Source organism: Rhizobium sp. WW22, assembly GCF_047041135.1.
In the GTDB taxonomy this organism is placed as follows: Bacteria; Pseudomonadota; Alphaproteobacteria; order Rhizobiales; family Rhizobiaceae; genus Rhizobium.
In genome coordinates, this window is sequence record NZ_CP178198.1 from 2474120 (window position 1) to 2492481 (window position 18362).

Annotated in this window: 14 protein-coding genes and 1 pseudogene; 7 read left to right on the forward strand and 8 right to left on the reverse strand. The window is 59.6% G+C overall.

The window, feature by feature from the left end; genetic code table 11:
• Positions 1-167 precede the first annotated feature (167 nt).
• The gene (gene gltB, locus ACK83U_RS12250) at positions 168-4892 is read right to left on the reverse strand and encodes a glutamate synthase large subunit (protein WP_112609613.1); all 4725 of its coding nucleotides are present in this window, start codon (positions 4890-4892) and stop codon (positions 168-170) included.
• Between the two features lie 566 nt (positions 4893-5458).
• Here gltB and ACK83U_RS12255 point away from each other — a divergent pair.
• Positions 5459-6505, forward strand: coding sequence for a threonine aldolase family protein (locus ACK83U_RS12255; protein ID WP_112609615.1), 1047 nt, complete (start codon positions 5459-5461; stop codon positions 6503-6505).
• A gap of 367 nt (positions 6506-6872) precedes the next feature.
• Here the strand turns inward: ACK83U_RS12255 and ACK83U_RS12260 are convergent, their stop codons facing one another.
• Positions 6873-7730: a LysR family transcriptional regulator gene (locus ACK83U_RS12260; RefSeq protein WP_112609617.1), complete on the reverse strand. Its 858-nt coding sequence runs from the start codon at positions 7728-7730 to the stop codon at positions 6873-6875.
• Between the two features lie 105 nt (positions 7731-7835).
• Here ACK83U_RS12260 and ACK83U_RS12265 point away from each other — a divergent pair, with 105 nt between their 5' ends.
• Entirely contained in the window at positions 7836-8855 is a 1020-nt protein-coding gene (locus ACK83U_RS12265) for a bile acid:sodium symporter family protein (protein ID WP_112609619.1), read from the forward strand.
• Positions 8856-8947: 92 nt separating this feature from the next.
• Here the strand turns inward: ACK83U_RS12265 and tnpA are convergent, their stop codons facing one another.
• The 3 genes from tnpA to ACK83U_RS12280 form a co-directional block, all read right to left on the reverse strand.
• Entirely contained in the window at positions 8948-9382 is a 435-nt protein-coding gene (tnpA, locus tag ACK83U_RS12270; protein ID WP_412474850.1) for an IS200/IS605 family transposase, read from the reverse strand.
• Positions 9383-9610: 228 nt separating this feature from the next.
• Entirely contained in the window at positions 9611-10075 is a 465-nt protein-coding gene (locus ACK83U_RS12275; RefSeq protein ID WP_015341097.1) for an Hsp20 family protein, read from the reverse strand.
• Between the two features lie 355 nt (positions 10076-10430).
• Positions 10431-10847 carry a DUF2000 domain-containing protein gene (locus tag ACK83U_RS12280; RefSeq protein ID WP_112602717.1) on the reverse strand — a complete coding sequence of 139 codons (417 nt, stop codon included), beginning with the start codon at positions 10845-10847 and terminating at the stop codon, positions 10431-10433.
• 130 nt (positions 10848-10977) lie between these two features.
• Between ACK83U_RS12280 and ACK83U_RS12285 the strand changes: the two genes are divergently transcribed.
• From ACK83U_RS12285 to ACK83U_RS12295, 3 genes are all read left to right on the forward strand, one after another.
• Positions 10978-11457, forward strand: coding sequence for an Lrp/AsnC family transcriptional regulator (locus tag ACK83U_RS12285; protein ID WP_112602719.1), 480 nt, complete (start codon positions 10978-10980; stop codon positions 11455-11457).
• A gap of 132 nt (positions 11458-11589) precedes the next feature.
• Entirely contained in the window at positions 11590-12654 is a 1065-nt protein-coding gene (locus ACK83U_RS12290) for a cyclic nucleotide-gated ion channel (RefSeq protein WP_112602721.1), read from the forward strand.
• A gap of 172 nt (positions 12655-12826) precedes the next feature.
• A complete protein-coding gene (locus ACK83U_RS12295) occupies positions 12827-13762 on the forward strand; it encodes a LysR family transcriptional regulator (RefSeq protein WP_112602724.1) in 936 nt (311 codons plus the stop codon).
• Here ACK83U_RS12295 and ACK83U_RS12300 read toward each other — a convergent pair.
• On the reverse strand, positions 13713-14447 hold the full coding sequence (locus ACK83U_RS12300; protein ID WP_112602726.1) for an SDR family oxidoreductase: 735 nt from the start codon (positions 14445-14447) through the stop codon (positions 13713-13715). The two genes, ACK83U_RS12295 and ACK83U_RS12300, sit on opposite strands and share 50 nt — an antisense overlap.
• A gap of 225 nt (positions 14448-14672) precedes the next feature.
• Here ACK83U_RS12300 and ACK83U_RS12305 point away from each other — a divergent pair.
• A pseudogene (locus ACK83U_RS12305) lies at positions 14673-15646 on the forward strand (alpha/beta fold hydrolase).
• Positions 15647-15651: 5 nt separating this feature from the next.
• On the opposite strand, the gene hisN reads toward ACK83U_RS12305, so the two are convergent.
• Together hisN and ACK83U_RS12315 are read right to left on the reverse strand one after the other, a co-directional pair.
• Positions 15652-16425, reverse strand: a complete 774-nt coding sequence (gene hisN, locus ACK83U_RS12310; RefSeq protein ID WP_112602730.1) for a histidinol-phosphatase — start codon at positions 16423-16425, stop codon at positions 15652-15654.
• 341 nt (positions 16426-16766) lie between these two features.
• Positions 16767-17666, reverse strand: coding sequence for an N-formylglutamate amidohydrolase (locus ACK83U_RS12315; RefSeq protein WP_412474601.1), 900 nt, complete (start codon positions 17664-17666; stop codon positions 16767-16769).
• A gap of 272 nt (positions 17667-17938) precedes the next feature.
• Between ACK83U_RS12315 and cpdR1 the strand changes: the two genes are divergently transcribed.
• Complete coding sequence (gene cpdR1 / locus ACK83U_RS12320; protein WP_004117561.1) at positions 17939-18301, forward strand: response regulator CpdR1; 363 nt, start codon at positions 17939-17941, stop codon at positions 18299-18301.
• Positions 18302-18362: the final 61 nt, after the last annotated feature.

Here is an 18362-nt window from a genome sequence, read left to right on the forward strand (position 1 = left end):
CCTCACTCAAAAAGAGGAGCTCCTGGCTCCCGTGCCTGGGGGTCATCTCGGTTTCCCTGTCCGGCACTTTAATTCAAATCCGATTCCGCTATTCGACAGTCGCGACCGCCATGACGGCGATCGCAATGCGAGGCGAAACCCTCGACTGGTTTCAGAACCGGGGCGGATTACTCCGCCGCCACGCTCATCCGGCTGCGCTCCATTTCCTCAAGGGCGCGGCGGTATTCGACCGGCATGACCTTGCGGAATTTCGGGCGGTAATCGGCCCAGTGATCGAGGATCTCCTTGGCTCGCGTCGAGCCCGTATAGTGGAAGTGGTTCGAAATCAGCTGGAAGAGACGCTCTTCGTCGTGGCGCGTCATGTCATCGGAGACGTCGACGCGTCCCTTGTGCATGATGTCGCCACCATGATGATGCAGCTTCTCCAGCAGCTCGTCTTCCTCGGGAACCGGCTCCAGCTCGACCATCGCCATGTTGCAGCGGCGGGCGAAATCGCCCTTCTCATCAAGAACATAGGCCACGCCGCCCGACATTCCGGCCGCAAAGTTGCGTCCGGTTTCCCCGAGCACGACGACGACGCCGCCGGTCATGTATTCGCAGCCATGATCGCCTACGCCTTCGACGACGGCGATCGCGCCCGAGTTTCTGACCGCGAAGCGCTCGCCCGCGACACCGCGGAAGTAGCACTCGCCCTCGGTCGCACCGTAAAGCACGGTATTGCCGACGATGATCGAGTGCTCAGCAACGATCTTCGAGTTCTCCGGCGGGCGGATGATGATGCGGCCACCCGAAAGGCCCTTGCCGACATAGTCGTTGCCGTCACCGATCAGATTGAAGGTGACGCCCCGTGCCAGGAAGGCCGCGAAGGACTGGCCCGCCGTCCCCTTCAGGGTGACATTGATCGTGTCATCCTTCAGGCCACGATGACCATAGCGCTTGGCAACCGCGCCCGACAGCATGGCGCCGGCCGAACGATCGACATTCCTGATGTCGACTTCGAAGGCGACGGGCGTCTTTGAAGAAAGCGCCGGCTCTGCCTTCTCGATCAGCTTGCGGTCGAGAATGTCGTCGATCGGGTGCTTCTGCACTGTCGTCCAGTAGGTCTCTTCCTTCGGCGCATCGACCTTGTGGAAGATGCGGCTGAAGTCGAGGCCCCTCGCCTTCCAGTGAGCGAGCATCTCGTCCTTTTCCAGAAGCTCGGAAGCGCCGATGATCTCGTCCAGCTTGGCAACGCCAAGCGAGGCGAGGATCTCGCGTACTTCTTCGGCCACGAAGAAGAAGTAGTTGATGACATGCTCCGGCGCGCCCTTGAAGCGCTTGCGCAGCACCGGATCCTGGGTGGCGACGCCAACCGGACAGGTGTTGAGGTGGCACTTGCGCATCATGATGCAGCCGGCCGCAATCAGCGGCGCGGTGGCGAAGCCGAATTCGTCGGCGCCGAGCAGCGCGCCGATGATGACGTCACGGCCGGTCTTGAGACCACCATCCACCTGCAGGGCGATGCGCGAGCGCAGCCCGTTCAGGACAAGCGTCTGCTGGGTTTCGGCAAGGCCGATTTCCCAGGGCGAACCGGCGTGCTTCAGCGAGGTCAGCGGCGAAGCGCCGGTGCCGCCATCATAGCCCGAGACGGTGATGTGATCGGCGCGCGCCTTGGCAACGCCGGCGGCAACCGTGCCGACGCCGACTTCCGAAACGAGCTTGACCGAGACATCCGAGGTCGGGTTGACATTCTTCAGGTCGTAGATCAGCTGCGCCAGATCTTCGATCGAGTAGATGTCATGATGCGGCGGCGGCGAGATCAGGCCGACGCCCGGCGTCGAGTGCCGGGTCTTGGCAACCGTAGCGTCGACCTTATGGCCGGGTAGCTGACCGCCTTCGCCGGGCTTGGCGCCCTGCGCCACCTTGATCTGCAGCACGTCGGCATTAACCAGATATTCGGTCGTCACGCCAAAACGGCCGGAGGCGATCTGCTTGATGGCGGAACGTTCCGGGTTCGGCGAGCCGTCGAAGAGCGGCATGTAGCGATCGGCTTCCTCACCACCCTCGCCAGTATTCGACTTGCCGCCGATGCGGTTCATGGCAATCGCCAGCGTCGTATGCGCCTCGCGGCTGATGGAGCCGAAGGACATGGCGCCTGTCGAGAAGCGCTTGACGATATCGGCAGCCGGCTCGACCTCGTCGATCGAGATCGGCTTGCGGCCGAGCGCTTCCGCACCTTTGATCTTGAAGAGGCCACGGATGGTGTTCATCCGGAGCGCCGACTCGTTGACCATTTCGGAGAATTCGCGATAGCGATCCTCGGCATTCCCGCGCACGGCATGCTGCAGGGCAGCCACAGCATCGGGCGTCCAGGCGTGGCTTTCGCCACGCATGCGGTAGGCATATTCGCCACCGATGTCGAGCGTGCTTGCGAGCAGCGGATCGCGGCCGAAAGCAGCCTTGTGACGGGCAACGGTTTCCTCGGCGATCGTTTCGAGGCCGATGCCTTCGATCATGGTTGCGGTGCCGAAGAAGTACTTGTCGACCAGCTCCTGCTGCAAGCCCACGGCATCGAAGATCTGCGCGCCGCAATAGGACTGATAGGTCGAGATGCCCATCTTCGACATGACCTTGAGGATGCCCTTGCCGACAGCCTTGATATAGCGGTAGACGACTTCGGTCGCATCCACTTCCTTCGGGAATTCGCCGCGCTGATGCATGTCAAGCAGCGTGTCGAACGCCATATACGGGTTGATCGCCTCGGCGCCGTAACCGGCGAGCAGGCAGAAGTGATGCACTTCACGCGGCTCGCCGGTTTCGACAACGATACCGACCGAGGTGCGCAAGCCCTTGCGGATCAGGTGATGGTGCACGGCTGCCGTCGCCAGCAGCGCCGGGATCGCGATGCGGTCCGGTCCGATCTGACGGTCGGAAAGCACGATGATGTTGTAGCCGCCGCGAACGGCCGCTTCCGCCCGCTCGCAGAGACGGTCGAGCATCTCGGGCATGCCTTCGGCGCCACGTTCGACATCATAGGTGAAGTCGAGCGTCTTGGTGTCGAAGCGATCCTCGGTGTGACCGATCGAGCGGATCTTTTCGAGATCGCCGTTGGTCAGGATCGGCTGGCGCACTTCCAGACGCTTGGCGTTGGCCATGCCGGTATGATCGAGCAGGTTCGGGCGCGGGCCGATGAAGGAGACGAGGCTCATGACGAGCTCCTCGCGGATCGGATCGATCGGCGGGTTCGTCACCTGCGCGAAGTTCTGCTTGAAGTAGGTGTAGAGCAGCTTCGGCTTGTCCGACATGGCCGAGATCGGCGTATCCGTGCCCATGGAGCCGACGGCTTCCTGACCCGTCGTCGCCATCGGCGACATCAGGAGCTTGGTGTCCTCGGTCGTATAGCCGAAAGCCTGCTGGCGATCGAGCAGCGACACGTCGCGGCGCAGCGCGCGCGGCTCGACCGGCTTCAGGTCTTCCAGGATCAGCTGCGTGCGGTTCAACCAGCTGCGATAGGGATGCTTGCTGGCGAGTTCCGACTTCACCTCGTCGTCGGAGATGATGCGGCCCTTTTCCATGTCGATCAGCAGCATCTTGCCCGGCTGCAGGCGCCACTTCTGGATGATCTTCTCTTCCTCGACAGGCAGAACGCCGGCTTCGGACGCCATGATGACGCGGTCATCATTGGTGACGAGATAGCGGGCCGGACGCAGGCCGTTACGGTCGAGCGTCGCGCCGATCTGCTTGCCGTCTGTGAAAGCGACGGCGGCAGGACCATCCCATGGCTCCATCAAGGCGGCATGATACTCGTAAAATGCCTTGCGTTCCGGAGCCATCAGCTGGTTGCCGGCCCACGCCTCGGGGATAAGCATCATCATGGCGTGCGCAAGGGAGTATCCACCACGCACGAGGAATTCGAGCGCGTTGTCGAAACAGGCCGTATCGGACTGACCCTCATAGGAGATCGGCCAGAGCTTGGAGATATCGTCACCGAACAGCGGCGAGGACACCGATGCCTGGCGCGCTGCCATCCAGTTGACGTTACCACGCAGCGTGTTGATTTCGCCGTTATGCGCGACCATGCGGTAGGGATGCGCAAGCTTCCACGACGGGAAGGTGTTCGTCGAGAAACGCTGGTGCACGAGAGCAACCGCCGTCTCGAAACGCGGGTCGGAGAGGTCCTTATAATAGGCGCCCACCTGATAGGCGAGGAACATGCCCTTGTAGACAATGGTCGAGCTCGACAGCGAGACGGGGTAGAAACTGCTCTCCTCGCCCTCGTATTCCGCATAGATGCGGTTGGAGATCACCTTGCGCAGGGTGAAGAGACGACGCTCGAACTCCTCGTTCGTGCCGGCGTCGCGGCCGGCGCCGATGAAGACCTGTACATGGTGCGGCTCGGTGGCGGCAATGTCAGGCGCCTTCGACAGCGAAGAGTTATCGACAGGCACATCGCGGAAGCCGAGCAGCACTTGGCCTTCCTCGGCGACAACCTGCTTGATCGCAGTCTTGAAGTGCTCGATCAGCGCCTCGTCGCGCGGCAGGAAGAAATGGCCGACGCCATACTCGCCGGCCTTCGGCAGGACGACGCCCTGCTTGGCCATCTCCTCGCGGAAGAAGCGATCGGGAATCTGTACGAGAATGCCGGCCCCATCGCCCATCAGCGGATCGGCGCCGACAGCACCGCGATGCGTCAGGTTTTCGAGAATGAACAAGCCGTCGCGCACGATCTGGTGCGACTTCTGACCCTTCATATGCGCAACGAAGCCGACGCCGCAGGCGTCATGCTCGTTGCGGGGATCATAAAGGCCCTGTTTCGGCGGGAAGCCGACAGCGCGTTTCGACGTCTTGGCCGTCACGGCAGCATTCACTGCAGCGGTCTGGTCAAAACTCGTCAACGTCGTCCTGTTCGTCATGGTCTTCCCTCCGATAAGGCCCGCATCGCGGGCGCTCCTTCGTCCCGCGCGGTCCGTTTCCGGGGCCGACGCGCGACTGCGCTGTTGCATTGTGAAGATCCGGCCGCGAACCGCGGCTCCTTGTATGGAGCCCGTCGTCAGCGTTTCGCGTCCTGCTATTCCACCGCCGCATTGCCCACTGCCCGAAAGGCTGAAAGGGACATGCTCCCGGTAACTATAGCTCGAAATCCCGACATCGTCAGGACCCTTAGCGCATCTTCGGCCTTGGCGGCCAAAATAGGACAGCAACCCTGTCCTAATTCATCAGCTCTATGCCAGAAAGCTTCTGCCTTCGCAAGAGCAAAACGGCAAAATTTCGTCAACCGAAGACGTAAGATTGCCTTTGCTGCATAAATCAAGCAATAAAGTTTCGCTGCAGCGCATCATTTTATTTGTTGATTGCGTAGATCAATTTCTGTGATGCATTCTTCAAACTCATGCGCTTGATAGGTTTTTGCATTGGCGTAATGTCCGCCCCGCACTATTTATCTCTCCCGCAATTCACTCCTTATAATTGGTGTACCTTCATGTTTTTTGCCTCCGATAATTGGGCCGGCGCCCATTCCAAGATCGCTGAACGTCTTCTCACAGAGGCGGGAGGCTTTGCGACAGCATATGGCTTGAGCGAACTGGATCAGAAGGTCGAGGCAAAGTTTTCAGAGATATTCGAGCGCGAAGTCTCCGTATTCTTCGTCGCCACGGGCTCCGCCGCCAACTCCCTGTCGCTCGCCAGCGTCCAGAAGCCGGGTGGCATCACCTTTTGCCACAGCGAGGCGCATGTAGCCGAGGACGAATGCGGTTCACCGGACTTCTTCAGCAGCGCGCGTCTGGCAACGGTCAAGGGCGAGGCCGGCAAGATCGATCCAAAGGCCCTTGCTACGAAAATTGCCCGCTTTCCGCAGGATGCCATCCATCACGGCCGCGCCGCCGCCGTGACGATCACGCAAGCGACGGAAATCGGCACGGTCTATTCGCTGGATGAGATCGACGCCATCGCTGCCATCGCCAAGGCGAACGGCCTGCCGCTGCATATGGATGGCGCGCGTTTCGCCAACGCCATCGTCGCGCTCGGCACGACGCCGGCCGAGATGACATGGAAGCGCGGCGTCGATATCCTCTCCTTCGGCGGCACCAAAAACGGCTGCTGGTGCGCCGAGGCGATCGTGGTCTTCGATCCTGAGAAGGCGAAGGAGATGCATTTCATCCGCAAGCGCGCCGCCCAGCTCTTCTCCAAATCGCGCTTCATCGCCGCCCAGTTCGACGGCTATTTCCAGGACGACCTCTGGCTCGATCTCGCCCGCCACTCCAATGAGATGGCCGATCGGCTGCGCGCTGGCCTCGAAAAGGTCCACGGCGCCCGTCTCGCGTGGCCGACTGCCTCGAACGAGGTTTTTGCGATCATCCCAAAATCCGCAGCCAAGGCGGCCGAAGACAAGGGAGCGAAGTTCTACGAATGGCCGATCCCGGAATCGCAGCCGGATCTCGTCGGCGGCGATGAAACGCTGATCCGCCTCGTGACCAGCTTCGCCACCACCGAGGCCGATGTGGGAAATTTCCTTGCTTGCCTGGGTTGACCGCATGAAAAGAGCGCCGGAGCCGACTTCACGGCCGGAAGGCGCTCACAATGCCAGAAAGGGTCAGTTTTGATTCCGATGGGCGATCATTGCGAAGTTCGATAGATCGTCGCGATCGGATGCCGGTGCGTTGTGTATAGTCATCGTCATTGCCACGACGCAGGCGACAAGCCCGGAAATGAAGATGGCACCGTATATCATCGGACGGCTATTCCTCCGCAACTCCCCCATCACCACCTGAGATAGCAGAGGAAGCTGACTTCCGCCTGAAAACGGGCACAGAATAAATCAGCCGGCAAAATAAATCCGGATCCCTTCTGCATGATGGGAAACGACTTTCTATGATCGCTGATAGGCGACTTCGTCGTTAGTTTGATCGGGGGCCCCGGACCTTGGAGAGGATGTCGTCAGAGAGCGCGTTAACCAGAAGTTGGTCCGCACCCTTGCGCGGCACGAGGACGAATTCGACATCTTCGAGGACGGGCAGCCAGCCCGGCGCGATCTCCAGCAATCCCGCCGGCGCCATGCTTTTCGGCTGCACGAGAACACCCATGCCCGCGCGCGCCGCCGCTGTCAGGCCGCTCAGGCTGCCGCAGGTGCAGACGATGCGCCAGGGCATCTGCTGCCGGCGTAGTGCCTCCAGCGCGACCGCGCGCGTAACGCTCGGTGTGGGAAAGGCGATCAGCGGCAACGGTCCCGCAAGCTTGCGGATGCGATCCGGGTCGCGTGCCAGCCAGACCAGTGGCTCGCGGTAGACGAGCTTGCCCCTCGCATCGCCGAGCCGGCGCTTGGCAAGCACCAGATCGAGATCGCCATTATCCTGCATTTCATAAAGCACGCCACTGAGCGCCACCGTTAGCTCGAGATCGACGGAGGGATGCGAACGCACGAACTCCTCCAATACGTCCGGGAGCTGGCTGGTGACGAAATCCTCGGAAACGCCAAGCCTAAGATTGCCGCGCAGGCTGTTGCCGGCAAAAAGCTGACGCACCTCCCCTTCGATCGACAGTATCTGACGCGCATGGCCAAGCAGCGCCTCACCATCACCGGTCAGGACGACACGATGCGTATCGCGCGCCAAAAGCTTTCGCCCGAGCTCTGCTTCCAGCCGCTGTATATGCTGGCTGACGGTCGATTGCCCGAGCCCCAGCCGCTCCGCGGCAAGCGTGAAGCTGCCCATCTGCTCGACGGCGACGAAGCTGCGTAGCTGTGTGAGATCAAGCATGGCTTATCCTGTATTACGATAACTGTTATTCCTTGCATCGTGTATCGCAATAGGTCTATCTGCAAGGAGTAATCCTAAAAACTGCAATGCGATTGGGGAGGCACGATGCGCCGCTTTCTTCCAGACACCTTCACCATGCTGCTGGTGCTCACCGTCCTGACGGCATCCTTCTTTCCGGTGCAGGGGACCAGCGCTCATTATTTCGGCATTGCCACCAACGTCGCCATCGGCCTTTTGTTCTTCCTGCATGGCGCGCGCCTGTCGCGCGATGTCGTCATCGCCGGCATGCTGCACTGGCGGCTGCATCTTGTCATCCTTTTGACGACCTTCGGCATCTTTCCGCTGCTGGTGCTGGCCATGGGGCAAATCGTTCCGAACAGCATCCTGCCCGTATCGCTCTATACCGGCATGCTTTTTTTGAGCGTGCTGCCGTCTACCGTGCAGTCCTCGATCGCCTTCACGTCCATCGCCGGCGGCAATGTGCCGGCAGCCATCTGCTCGGCGTCGGCCTCCAACATCTTCGGCATGTTCCTGACGCCGCTGCTCGTCGGCATCCTGTTTTCGGTCGGCGGCCAGGGCGGTGGCTTTTCCTGGGATGTTTTGTGGCAGATCATGCTGCAGCTGCTCGCTCCCTTCATCGCCGGCCAGCTGCTGCAGCCATGGATCGGCGATTGGATCCGTTCGAAGAAGAAGATCCTCATGCCGGTCGATCGCGGCTCGATCCTCATGGTCGTCTATTCAGCCTTCAGCGAGGCCGTGGTGGAAGGACTGTGGCATACCTTCTCCGTCCTCGATATCGTCACAGTCATCATCGCAAACACGGTGCTCCTGGCGATGGTGATTTGTATCACCATGTTCGGCAGCCGTGCCCTGGGTTTTGAAAAATCCGATGAGATCACCATCACCTTCTGCGGCTCGAAGAAGTCGCTGGCAAGCGGCGTGCCTATGGCCAACGTTATCTTCGCCGGCCAAAGTATCGGCGCCATCGTGCTGCCACTCATGCTGTTCCATCAGATCCAGCTGATGACGTGCGCGGTGCTCGCCCAGAAATATGCCGACGCCGCCAAGCGGCGCGAGGCTGCAAAGGCTGGCGCAAAGTCCGGCGAAGCCACCAACGCGGCCTGAGCCCTCTGACACCACGCAAAAGTCATGACCTCCACCAGAGGTGGAGGTTTGAAACGCTGCGCTTGAACCGCTAGAAGCGGTATTGTTAGCGCCTAGTAGCTACGATTGAAGAGGTCGGCAAAGTCGGAAGCTTTGTCGGCCTTTTCCTGATTACGGATATATTGTCTGACGACCTGCTCGTTGTAGCCCGTCGTCGAGACGAAATACCCGCGCGCCCAAAAGTGATACCCTTTGTAGCGGCGCTTGCGCGCATATTTGTTGGCAACGTAAAGGGCCGTCTTGCCCTTCAAGAAGCCGACAATATGCGCAACCGAATATTTCGGCGGGATCGATATCAACATATGCACGTGGTCGGGCATCAAATGACCCTCCTCAATCTGGCAGCCTTTCTGCTGTGCCAGCCGACGTAAGAGCTCCCCCAACTCACGCCGCACGTCCCCGTAAAGTCTTTTCGTTCGGTATTTGCTGCCAAAAACAATGTGATACTTGCAGTCCCACGTCGCATGCGAGAGCGTTTGTTCATCCATATAACCTCCTTGTTCGAAGTCTGGGCCACGCCAGCGATCCAAGCAGAAGGTCTCTCAACTACCGTGTAGAACTCGTCCAGTCCTCCACCGTAGGTGGAGGTTTATTTAGGGATATAACGAAAGCGGCGCCCCGAGATGGAGCGCCGCTTCTTTGATCTTGGGAGGATCAGGAGCTGGTCGGCCAGAAACCGCCAGCCCAGCATGACGGTCCAAGACCGTCAGCCGCACTTAGTTGATGTGAGCCTCGATGGCCTTCGGGGTTTCCACGGGCTCGGCCGCGATGGAGATACGGCGAGGCTTCATGGCTTCGGGAATGTTGCGCAGCAGATCGATGTGCAACAGACCGTTCTTCAGTGAAGCGGCCTGAACCTCGACATGGTCGGCGAGCTGGAAACGACGCTCGAAGGCACGCTTGGCGATACCGCGATAGAGATATTCGCTGGTTTCAGCCGGCTCTTCGCTCTTTTCGCCCTTGACCTGAAGGACATGGGCGTGGGCCTCGATGCTCAGTTCCTTTTCATCAAAACCGGCAACGGCCATGGTGATGCGATAGGTGTTTTCACCCGTGCGCTCGATATTGTAGGGCGGATAGGTTTGAGCCTGATCCGGCTGGCCAAGGCTGTCGAGCATGGTGAACAGACGGTCGAAACCGACGGTGGAACGGTAAAGGGGAGAGAAGTCTACGTGACGCATGGAAGTCCTCCTGTGAGCGACAATTGCGATTTTAGTTCTTGTCCCATGACCCCACTCGGGGCGGCCTCGGGACGGTTCTGCGAGCCCGTTTGGCACCCGCAAAAAAAAGATGGGGATCACTTTTCCGGAGTTCAAGCCCCCAGTGCCGCAACCCTCATTTTGCAGAAAATCACCGCGTGAACCGCAGATGAACGGATAGTTCGGAACCCGTTCAGGCTGGCTGGCCTAATCTCCAAACCATCGGAAGACCATCGTCCGATGACTGAAGTGTATCGTCCCTTCTTCTTCAGTCCTTGCTCGGCCGGCGAAGCGGATCTCTCTATCTCCGCCAGCCGGCCTTTTTTCTTTGCGGACACTACCGCAGCAACTTCAGCGAGCCGGTCAGCGACTTCACCCATTTCGAAGGCCCCGCCAGCCCGAGACCGTCGATCGCCTCATCGGCAAGATCGCGATTTGGAAACGTCACCTCATACTCCCTGTAATCGTGCAGCGAGCGGGCAAAGGCAGGAAAGGGAACGATCGCGCGGTCGTTTTCTACCGGCAAGGTCTTCAGCAACAGAGATCGTATGGTTTCCGCATCCGCCTGCAGTATCGGGAGGGGCATGTTCGAACTGATGTCGATGGTGCGAGCCTCCCTGTCGGTCAATTGCCTTGCCGCGAGCGAGGGAAACTTTGCGCCCAACCCGATAGAGATAGCGCCGACGGTGTTGGCGATCAGCCCAAGCGGCAGTGCCGGATTGATGACGATGGCAATACGGATATCGGGAAGCATGGAGACCTGCTGCTGTTGACAAATGGGATCGCAGGATATCTCGCGCACCGGGGATAATCTTGCCTTTCATTGCCGCGCATTTGAATAATATGGTAGGATCTACCTAATATATGCAGATAAAAGGTTAGATATGCCCGACGCTCTTGAGCCCATCGATTTGAAGATTCTCGGCGCCCTTCAGAAGGATGGGCGCCTGACGAACCAAGCGCTTTCATCCGAAGTCGGGCTCTCGACATCTCCGTGCTGGCGACGCGTGCGCCAGCTGGAAGAAACTGGCGTGATCCAGGGTTATACGGCCGCGCTCGACAGGCGCCAGATCGGCCTCGGCGTCCTTGCCTTCATCAGGGTCAAGATCGACAGCCACAGTGAGGCGGAAGCCGAGGAGTTCTCCCATGACGTGCTGAAACTCAACGAGGTCGTGGCCTGCTACAGCATCGCCGGCGACGCGGATTTCCTGCTGCAGGTGGTGGCCGCCGATCTCGACAGCTATGCCGATTTCGCCATGTCTGTGGTGCGTCGCCTGCCACGCATCAAGGAGATGGAGACCACCTTCGTGCTGAAGGAAATCAAGCCTTTCAAGGGCTTTCCGCTTGGGGTCGGCCAGCGATAGCAGCGCAAGGCACGGATGCCAGGTGCGCTATGGAGGAAATAGCGCGCCCATGTGCCTCTTTACGTTTGGATCGAAGCCATCCTATTCTCGGGCAAGTGGCTGCCCACCCTAGGGTATTGCCCGGGGTATAAAATGTCGGCGCTCTCTTTCTCGAAGATTTCCTCATCGCTGAATACGCTTCTGGCTGCAATCGGTCTGTTGACGGTGGCGGTGCTTACGACGCCTGATATCGTCGGACAAACGAGGCTCATTCTGGAACTCGTGCTTGCCGGCATCTGGGCCGTCTATGTCCTGCAATTGATCGAGACGCTGGTCATGCACCGCGCAAGGGACGTTCGCGGCAGGATACCGGAAATCGCCGTCGATATGCTTGCCGTTCTGGTCCCTTTGGCCGCTTTCCTTCTCATTCGCGGGCGCGATCAAAGCCTCTATTGCACCATCTGGCTTTTGAAGCCGCTGCGCGGTTCGACCTTCTTCCGGCTGCTGGGCAGGGTCCTGACCAAGGAGGCACGCAACCTGATCGGCGTCACCTCGATTTTCGGCATCGTTCTGTTCGCCGCAGCGCTTGCCGCTTACATCATCGAACGCGACGTCCAGCCTGACAAGTTCGGCAGCATTCCCCTCGCAATGTGGTGGGCCGTGACGACGCTGTCGACCACGGGCTATGGCGACGAGATCCCGCAAAGTCTCGCCGGCCGCACCCTTGCCGGGCTGGTCATGATGTGCGGTATCGGCATCTTTGCCTTATGGGCCGGCATTCTCGCCACCGGCTTCTACGAAGAGGTTCGCCGCCAGGACTTCGTGCGCAACTGGCAGCTGGTAGCGGGGGTGCCGTTGTTCCAGAAGCTCGGTTCAGGCGCCCTCATCGAGATCGTACGGGCGCTGAGACCTCGCGTCGTGCCGGCCGGCGGCATCATCTGCCGCAAGGGCGAGGCCGGCGACCAGATGTATTTCATCGTCGAGGGCCGCGTCAGCGTCGCCACACCGAACCCGGTGGAACTTGGCTCCGGCAGCTTCTTCGGCGAGATGGCGCTGATCACCGGCGAGCCCCGCTCGGCAACCGTCAGCGCTGCGACCGAGGTCTCGCTGCTATCGCTCTATTCATCGGATTTCCAGATGCTCTCGAGCAGCAGCCCCGAGATCGCCGAGATCATCCGCCAGACGGCGCTGGAACGTCGAGCGGCACCGAAGGCTTGACGCGATCGACATCACGCAGCAGGCGCCTCCGGGGGCACAATAAAATTGCGCATACCGCTGGCCATCCCGTAGCGAATTGACGTCGATACAAGGGATGTGGCAGCCTGACTCGTATTGGCGTCGTCTCGCATTAGATGACGCTTGTCACACTCTTTTGGCACGGCACGGCTCGATGCACCCCCGATTACTCAAGACATTCCTGGCGGTCGCGCGGAACCGGAACTTCACCCGCGCAGCCGAAGAGGTCCATCTCGCGCAATCGAGCGTGAGTGATCAGATCCAGTCGCTCGAAGCCGAATTGGGCACGGCGCTTTTTATCCGATCGCGATCGGGCCTGGAGCTGACGGCAGCTGGCGAGGCATTGCGACCCTATGCCGAAGAAATATTGACAATCGCCAGCGAGGCGCGCACGGCCGTTGAAGCAGTCTCGGCGGCGGCTGGGACGGTGACGATCGGCGCGCTCGAGACCATTGCTTCCATCAAGCTTCCGCAATGGTTGCCGGCCTTTCAGCATGATCATCCCGATATCGATCTGCGGGTGAAGATTGCCGGCAGTGGCGATCTATTGCGCAAGCTCGAAACCGGTGAGATCGATGTCGCCTTCTGCTTTGACAGGGGCGAGGTCGATGAACGCCTCGCAAAGCGAGCGATATCGACGGAGCCCCTGATCCTCATTACCCCTCCTGCACAGAAGCCATCATCGAAGACAAGCGATCTGGCAGCACTTGCTTCGATGAACTTCGTGGCAACCGAGGTCGGCTGCGTCTATCGGCACCTCTTCGACAAGGCATTCCAAGCGGCAGGAACGGCGGCACCGAAGCTCGCCGCCGAAGTCGGCAGCATCGGCACCATTGCGCGGCTCGTGGCAGTCGGTACGGGCTCGAGCTTGGTTCCGCGGTTTGCCGTTGCGGACGCACTCCATCGTGGCGAAATCGGTGAAATGCCCTGGCCGGGGCCGATGCGGACAGCCTCGCTTGTGGTGATCTGGCGGCGCAGGCGTGTTCAACCACCAGCTTTGAAGCTTGTACTGGCGTTCGCAAGCACCGGCTTTGCATCCGCTAAATCAGCCGATGTCCGCCCTCGACATGCAGTATCGTTCCCGTTGTGAAGGCGTTACACATCAGGAAGCTGATAGCATCGGCGATGTCCTCCGGTTGTCCCACTCGTCCGACCAACAGCCGTTTTGCCATCGCGCCCAGTGTTTCTTCTTTCCGATCACCGGCAACGAACGTCCAGATGGGCGTATCGACCCAGCCAGGTGAAACGGCGTTTACACGAATGGGCGCCAACTCGACGGCGAGTGCGCGAACCAATCCTTCCAGCCCCGCATTGACGGCGGCGACCACCGACCCCCGTGCGGCCGGACGATAAGCGGCAATGCCTGACGTGAACGTAATGGAGCCCGTGGCAGAGAGTAAGGGCGACCCATATTTTGCAAGCAATAACGGACCGTAGAATTTACTTTCCACGACCCTCTGCGCAGCCCTGAGGTCCAGCGAAGGCAGCAGCTCGTAAGCGCCTTCAATATCGGCAGCGGTGCTTACGATATGGTCGAGACGGCCGATGCGCTCAAACAGACCGGCGACTTGGCATTCTTGCGTGATATCGACTGTTTCAACTGAAACCGATGGGCTTTGGAGTTCTGCGCAAGCGCGCTTCAGCCTATCCGGATCGCGCCCAGCAACGATGACCTCGGCTCCGGCGGCAAGTGCGCGTTGCGCCAGCGCCAGTCCCATTCCGGAGCTGCCGCCGACAATAAGAATTCTCGAATTCGCAATTTCAGTGATTGGCATGTCTTTTCATTCCAGCAGGTGATGACCACGCCCGAACATTCGCAAAACTGCTCAAGAAGATGAAACGGAGAAAAACGATGGCACCATCGGAATCTCCGATGCAGGATTATCGTCTTTAGGCACACCGGATTCGATTGGCGAAACCGCCAACAAACCTGTTGCAATTCCATGAGGCTGCGCTATCCCCTTGAGGTGAGACATTGGTCAGCGAGGCGCGACACCGTCATGGATTCGATCCTCTATTCCACGGCAGACAATCCGGTGCCGGAAAACCGCACCGAAGGTTTCTTCGAAAGTTTCGACGGCCGCAAGCTGCGCTATGCCGTCTTCCGTTGCGAGCAGCCGGTTGCCAAGGGAACCGTTGTGCTGCTGCAGGGCCGTAACGAATTCATCGAGAAATATTTCGAGACGATCCGCGACCTCACAGCTAAGGGCCTGTGGGTCGCGACCTTCGATCTGCGCGGCCAGGGCGGATCCGAGCGGCTACTGAAAGACCCACTGCGCGGCCATATCCGCCATTTTTCCGATTATGAGCGGGATCTGACCGCCTTCCTCGACAAGATTGTCCTGCCGGATACACGCCTGCCCTTCTTTCTGCTTGCCCATTCGACGGGCGGACTGATTGCCCTGTCTGCCGCGCCAAGGCTTACAAACCGAATTGAGCGCATGGTGCTGTCCGCCCCCTTCATCGGCCTGACCGGCCACGGCGCCTCCCCCGGTTTTATCCGCTTCCTCTCCGGGGCGGTCAGCGGCGTTGGCCTGGGCCGCATGCAGTTCAGCAAGAAGTTCAAGGAAAGACCGTTTGCCGAAAACCCGTTGACCACGGACGAGCAGCGCTACCGGCGCAACATCGGCATCGGCACCGCCTATCCGCAACTTTCCCTGGGACCGCCGACGGCACGCTGGCTGTCACAGGCCTTGCGGGCGATCGAACGGGTCAACAGGCCCGAACACCTGTTTTCAATTCAGGTCCCTACCGTCTTGATTGCGCCGACGCGCGATGGCGTCGTGCCTTATGCCGATCAGGAGCGGCTGTCGCGCTATTTCCGCGCCGCGCAGCTGGTGCCGATTCACGGCGCCAAGCATGAAATCCTGCAGGAACGGGATGTCTATCGCAACAGGCACTTGCCGCGATCCACGCCTTCATCCCCGGCAGCGATGCCGAGAGCAATGCCTATGAGATTGAGGCAGAAGCCTGAAGGACTTAGCGGGATAGAACTGCCAGGGCCTGGTCGTAAACGGCGCGGCTGCCGGCTGCGATAATCGTTCCGCCCATTTCCGGACGGCCGCCATCCCAGGTGGTCATGATGCCGCCAGCCTGCTCGATGACCGGAATGATGCCGCCGACATCATAGGGTTTCAGCGAATTCTCGATGACGAGATCGATATGACCTGCCGCCAGCAGCGCATAGGCATAGCAATCGCACCCGTAGCGGAAGAGGCGCACCTGACTTTCAATCTCGCGATATTTGGCAAGCTCGTCGCCGGCGAAGAGATGCGGCGAGGTGGTAAAAAGGATCGCATTGGAGAGGCTGCCGCAATCGCGGACCCGCAACCGCCTCTCGCCGTCCGGACCGGAATAGGTAGCGCCATTGCCATCGGCAAAATAGCGCTCGCCCGTAAAGGGCTGATCGATCATCCCCATGACGGCGCGGCCGTTCTTCTGCAGGCCGATCAGCGTTCCCCAGACCGGGACACCCGAGATGAAGGCGCGCGTGCCGTCGATCGGATCGATGACCCAGACATGCTCGCGATCGAGCCCGACATTGCCATGCTCCTCGCCTAGAATGCCATGTTCGGGGAATTCGGCCTCGATCAGCGCGCGAATCGCCTCTTCAGCGGCACGGTCCCCTTCCGTCACGGGATCAAAGCCCGTGGCTTCCTTGTTGACCACATCGATGCCGGCACGAAAACGCGGCAGGGTTTCGGCCTTGGCCGCTTCAGCCAGACGATAGAAGAACGAGCGATCGGGGAGCATGGTCAATCCGATTAGGTGATGGGATGAGCGATCCATAGCGCATATAGCCGATGAAGCAAACCGGACGATGACGCAATGGGCGCAATGCCTGCCGATCAGGCAGAGTTTTCAAACTTGCCTAAATATTTTGCACCGCAATAAAATGCTTGACATTTGTGCAGTGCGAGATCAATATCCAGCTACAGTCTTCTGACTGTAAATACCCTCCTTGGGTGTTTCCTCCCTAGACTTAGCCGCGCCACGAGCGCGGTTCTTTTTTTGCTGGGTCTGGAGTTAAGGCGCGGCGAAACAGCCAGCGCAGAACCACGGCCTTCCACGCTTGCTAGAGAGAATGGTGATCGCTATTCGGCAGCCAGCGCCGGATCGCCCGTGTAGGATTCCACATGTTCGGCCATGCGCTTCATGAAGAGCGTGATGGCGGCGGCGATCTTGTCGAAATCCGGGCGCTTCTCGAGCGTCGTCTCGTCGACATAGAGAGAGCGATTGACCTCAATCTGCAGGGCATGCAGCCCGCGCGACGGGCGGCCATAATGCTCGGTGATGAAACCGCCGGCATAGGGCTTGTTGCGCACGGCGTTGAAGCCCATCTCCTCGAGGATCTGCATGGCGGCGCGCGAAAGCTCCGCCGAGGCGCTGGTGCCGTAGCGATCGCCGAGGATGAAATCCGGCCGCATGTTACTGCCAGCAATACGGATATTGCCCGGCATCGAATGACAATCGACCAGTACGCCGAAGCCGAATTTGACATGGGTGCGTGCGATCAGCCGCCGCAACGTCGCGTGGTAAGGCTTATAGATCGTGTCGATTCGCTTCAGCGCGTCCTCGACCGGCACGCGGCGCGCATAGATCTCCATGTTTTCGGCGACGATCCGCGGAATCGTGCCAAGGCCGCCGGCGACCCGCAGCGAATTGATGTTGGCATAAGAGGGTAACGCGCCATCGAACATGCGCGGATCGAGCTCATAGGGCTCGCGATTCACGTCGATATAGGCGCGCGGGAAATTGGCGAGCAACAACGGCGCCCCAAGCGCGCTCGCCGCACAGAAGAGCTCGTCAACATAGTGATCTTCCGAGCGGCGGATAGCGATGCCCTGCAGGCGGGACTGGGCGATGAAATCGGGAGGGTAGATGCGACCGCTGTGAGGTGAACTGTAGACAAACGGTATCGTCTGGGAAGCGGGTTCCAATACCTCGAAAATCTCGAAACTACGCATTTCCGCGGACATCAACGTCTTTACCATGTCAACAACTTGTCGCAGTAATCATGTTGCCAGTTGCGTGACCGCAAGTCCATAGTAACTTGAGCAAAATGGCCTTAATCCAAAACACCGTATTCGGATTCTCGGATGCCCGGTCAGCGAAAACGCAGGACGTTTTCGTGGAATGCACCTATGCTTCGAACAAATGCTGGAACGGCGCGTTTTGGCTGACCATTCACGGCTTGTTTACGGCGCCGCGGTACCCTAAACGCTGGACGAGTCCAACAAGACAAAGTTGATTAGCGATAGAGATGATGACCCAGAAGATACTTCTTGCCGAAGACGACAACGACATGCGTCGCTTTCTCGTGAAGGCACTCGAAAAAGCCGGCTACAAGGTCTTGTCCTTTGACAATGGAGCCAGCGCTTACGACCGGCTGCGCGAAGAGCCGTTCTCGCTGCTTTTGACTGACATCGTCATGCCTGAGATGGACGGTATCGAGCTGGCGCGGCGCGCCACCGAACTCGATCCGGACCTGAAGGTGATGTTCATCACCGGCTTTGCCGCCGTCGCGCTGAACCCCGATTCGAAGGCGCCGAAGGATGCCAAGGTCCTTTCCAAGCCTTTCCACCTCCGCGAGCTGGTTGACGAAGTCAACAAACTCCTTGCCGCGTAAGGCTTTCGGCGGCAACGTCACAAAACCGAAAAAAAGCCTATTGACGGCCACCAAGGTTTTG

What these genes read in the sequence shown, in the direction of transcription:
- gltB (WP_112609613.1), bottom strand. Translation starts at nt 4,892, where the DNA reads ATGACGAACAGGACGACGTTGACGAGTTTTGACCAGACCGCTGCAGTG.
- ACK83U_RS12295 (WP_112602724.1), top strand. Translation starts at nt 12,827, where the DNA reads ATGCACCCCCGATTACTCAAGACATTCCTGGCGGTCGCGCGGAACCGG.
- ACK83U_RS12265 (WP_112609619.1), top strand. Translation starts at nt 7,836, where the DNA reads ATGCGCCGCTTTCTTCCAGACACCTTCACCATGCTGCTGGTGCTCACC.
- ACK83U_RS12285 (WP_112602719.1), top strand. Translation starts at nt 10,978, where the DNA reads ATGCCCGACGCTCTTGAGCCCATCGATTTGAAGATTCTCGGCGCCCTT.
- hisN (WP_112602730.1), bottom strand. Translation starts at nt 16,425, where the DNA reads ATGCTCCCCGATCGCTCGTTCTTCTATCGTCTGGCTGAAGCGGCCAAG.
- cpdR1 (WP_004117561.1), top strand. Translation starts at nt 17,939, where the DNA reads ATGACCCAGAAGATACTTCTTGCCGAAGACGACAACGACATGCGTCGC.
- ACK83U_RS12280 (WP_112602717.1), bottom strand. Translation starts at nt 10,847, where the DNA reads ATGCTTCCCGATATCCGTATTGCCATCGTCATCAATCCGGCACTGCCG.
- tnpA (WP_412474850.1), bottom strand. Translation starts at nt 9,382, where the DNA reads ATGGATGAACAAACGCTCTCGCATGCGACGTGGGACTGCAAGTATCAC.
- ACK83U_RS12300 (WP_112602726.1), bottom strand. Translation starts at nt 14,447, where the DNA reads ATGCCAATCACTGAAATTGCGAATTCGAGAATTCTTATTGTCGGCGGC.
- ACK83U_RS12255 (WP_112609615.1), top strand. Translation starts at nt 5,459, where the DNA reads ATGTTTTTTGCCTCCGATAATTGGGCCGGCGCCCATTCCAAGATCGCT.
- ACK83U_RS12260 (WP_112609617.1), bottom strand. Translation starts at nt 7,730, where the DNA reads ATGCTTGATCTCACACAGCTACGCAGCTTCGTCGCCGTCGAGCAGATG.
- ACK83U_RS12290 (WP_112602721.1), top strand. Translation starts at nt 11,590, where the DNA reads ATGTCGGCGCTCTCTTTCTCGAAGATTTCCTCATCGCTGAATACGCTT.
- ACK83U_RS12315 (WP_412474601.1), bottom strand. Translation starts at nt 17,666, where the DNA reads ATGGTAAAGACGTTGATGTCCGCGGAAATGCGTAGTTTCGAGATTTTC.
- ACK83U_RS12275 (WP_015341097.1), bottom strand. Translation starts at nt 10,075, where the DNA reads ATGCGTCACGTAGACTTCTCTCCCCTTTACCGTTCCACCGTCGGTTTC.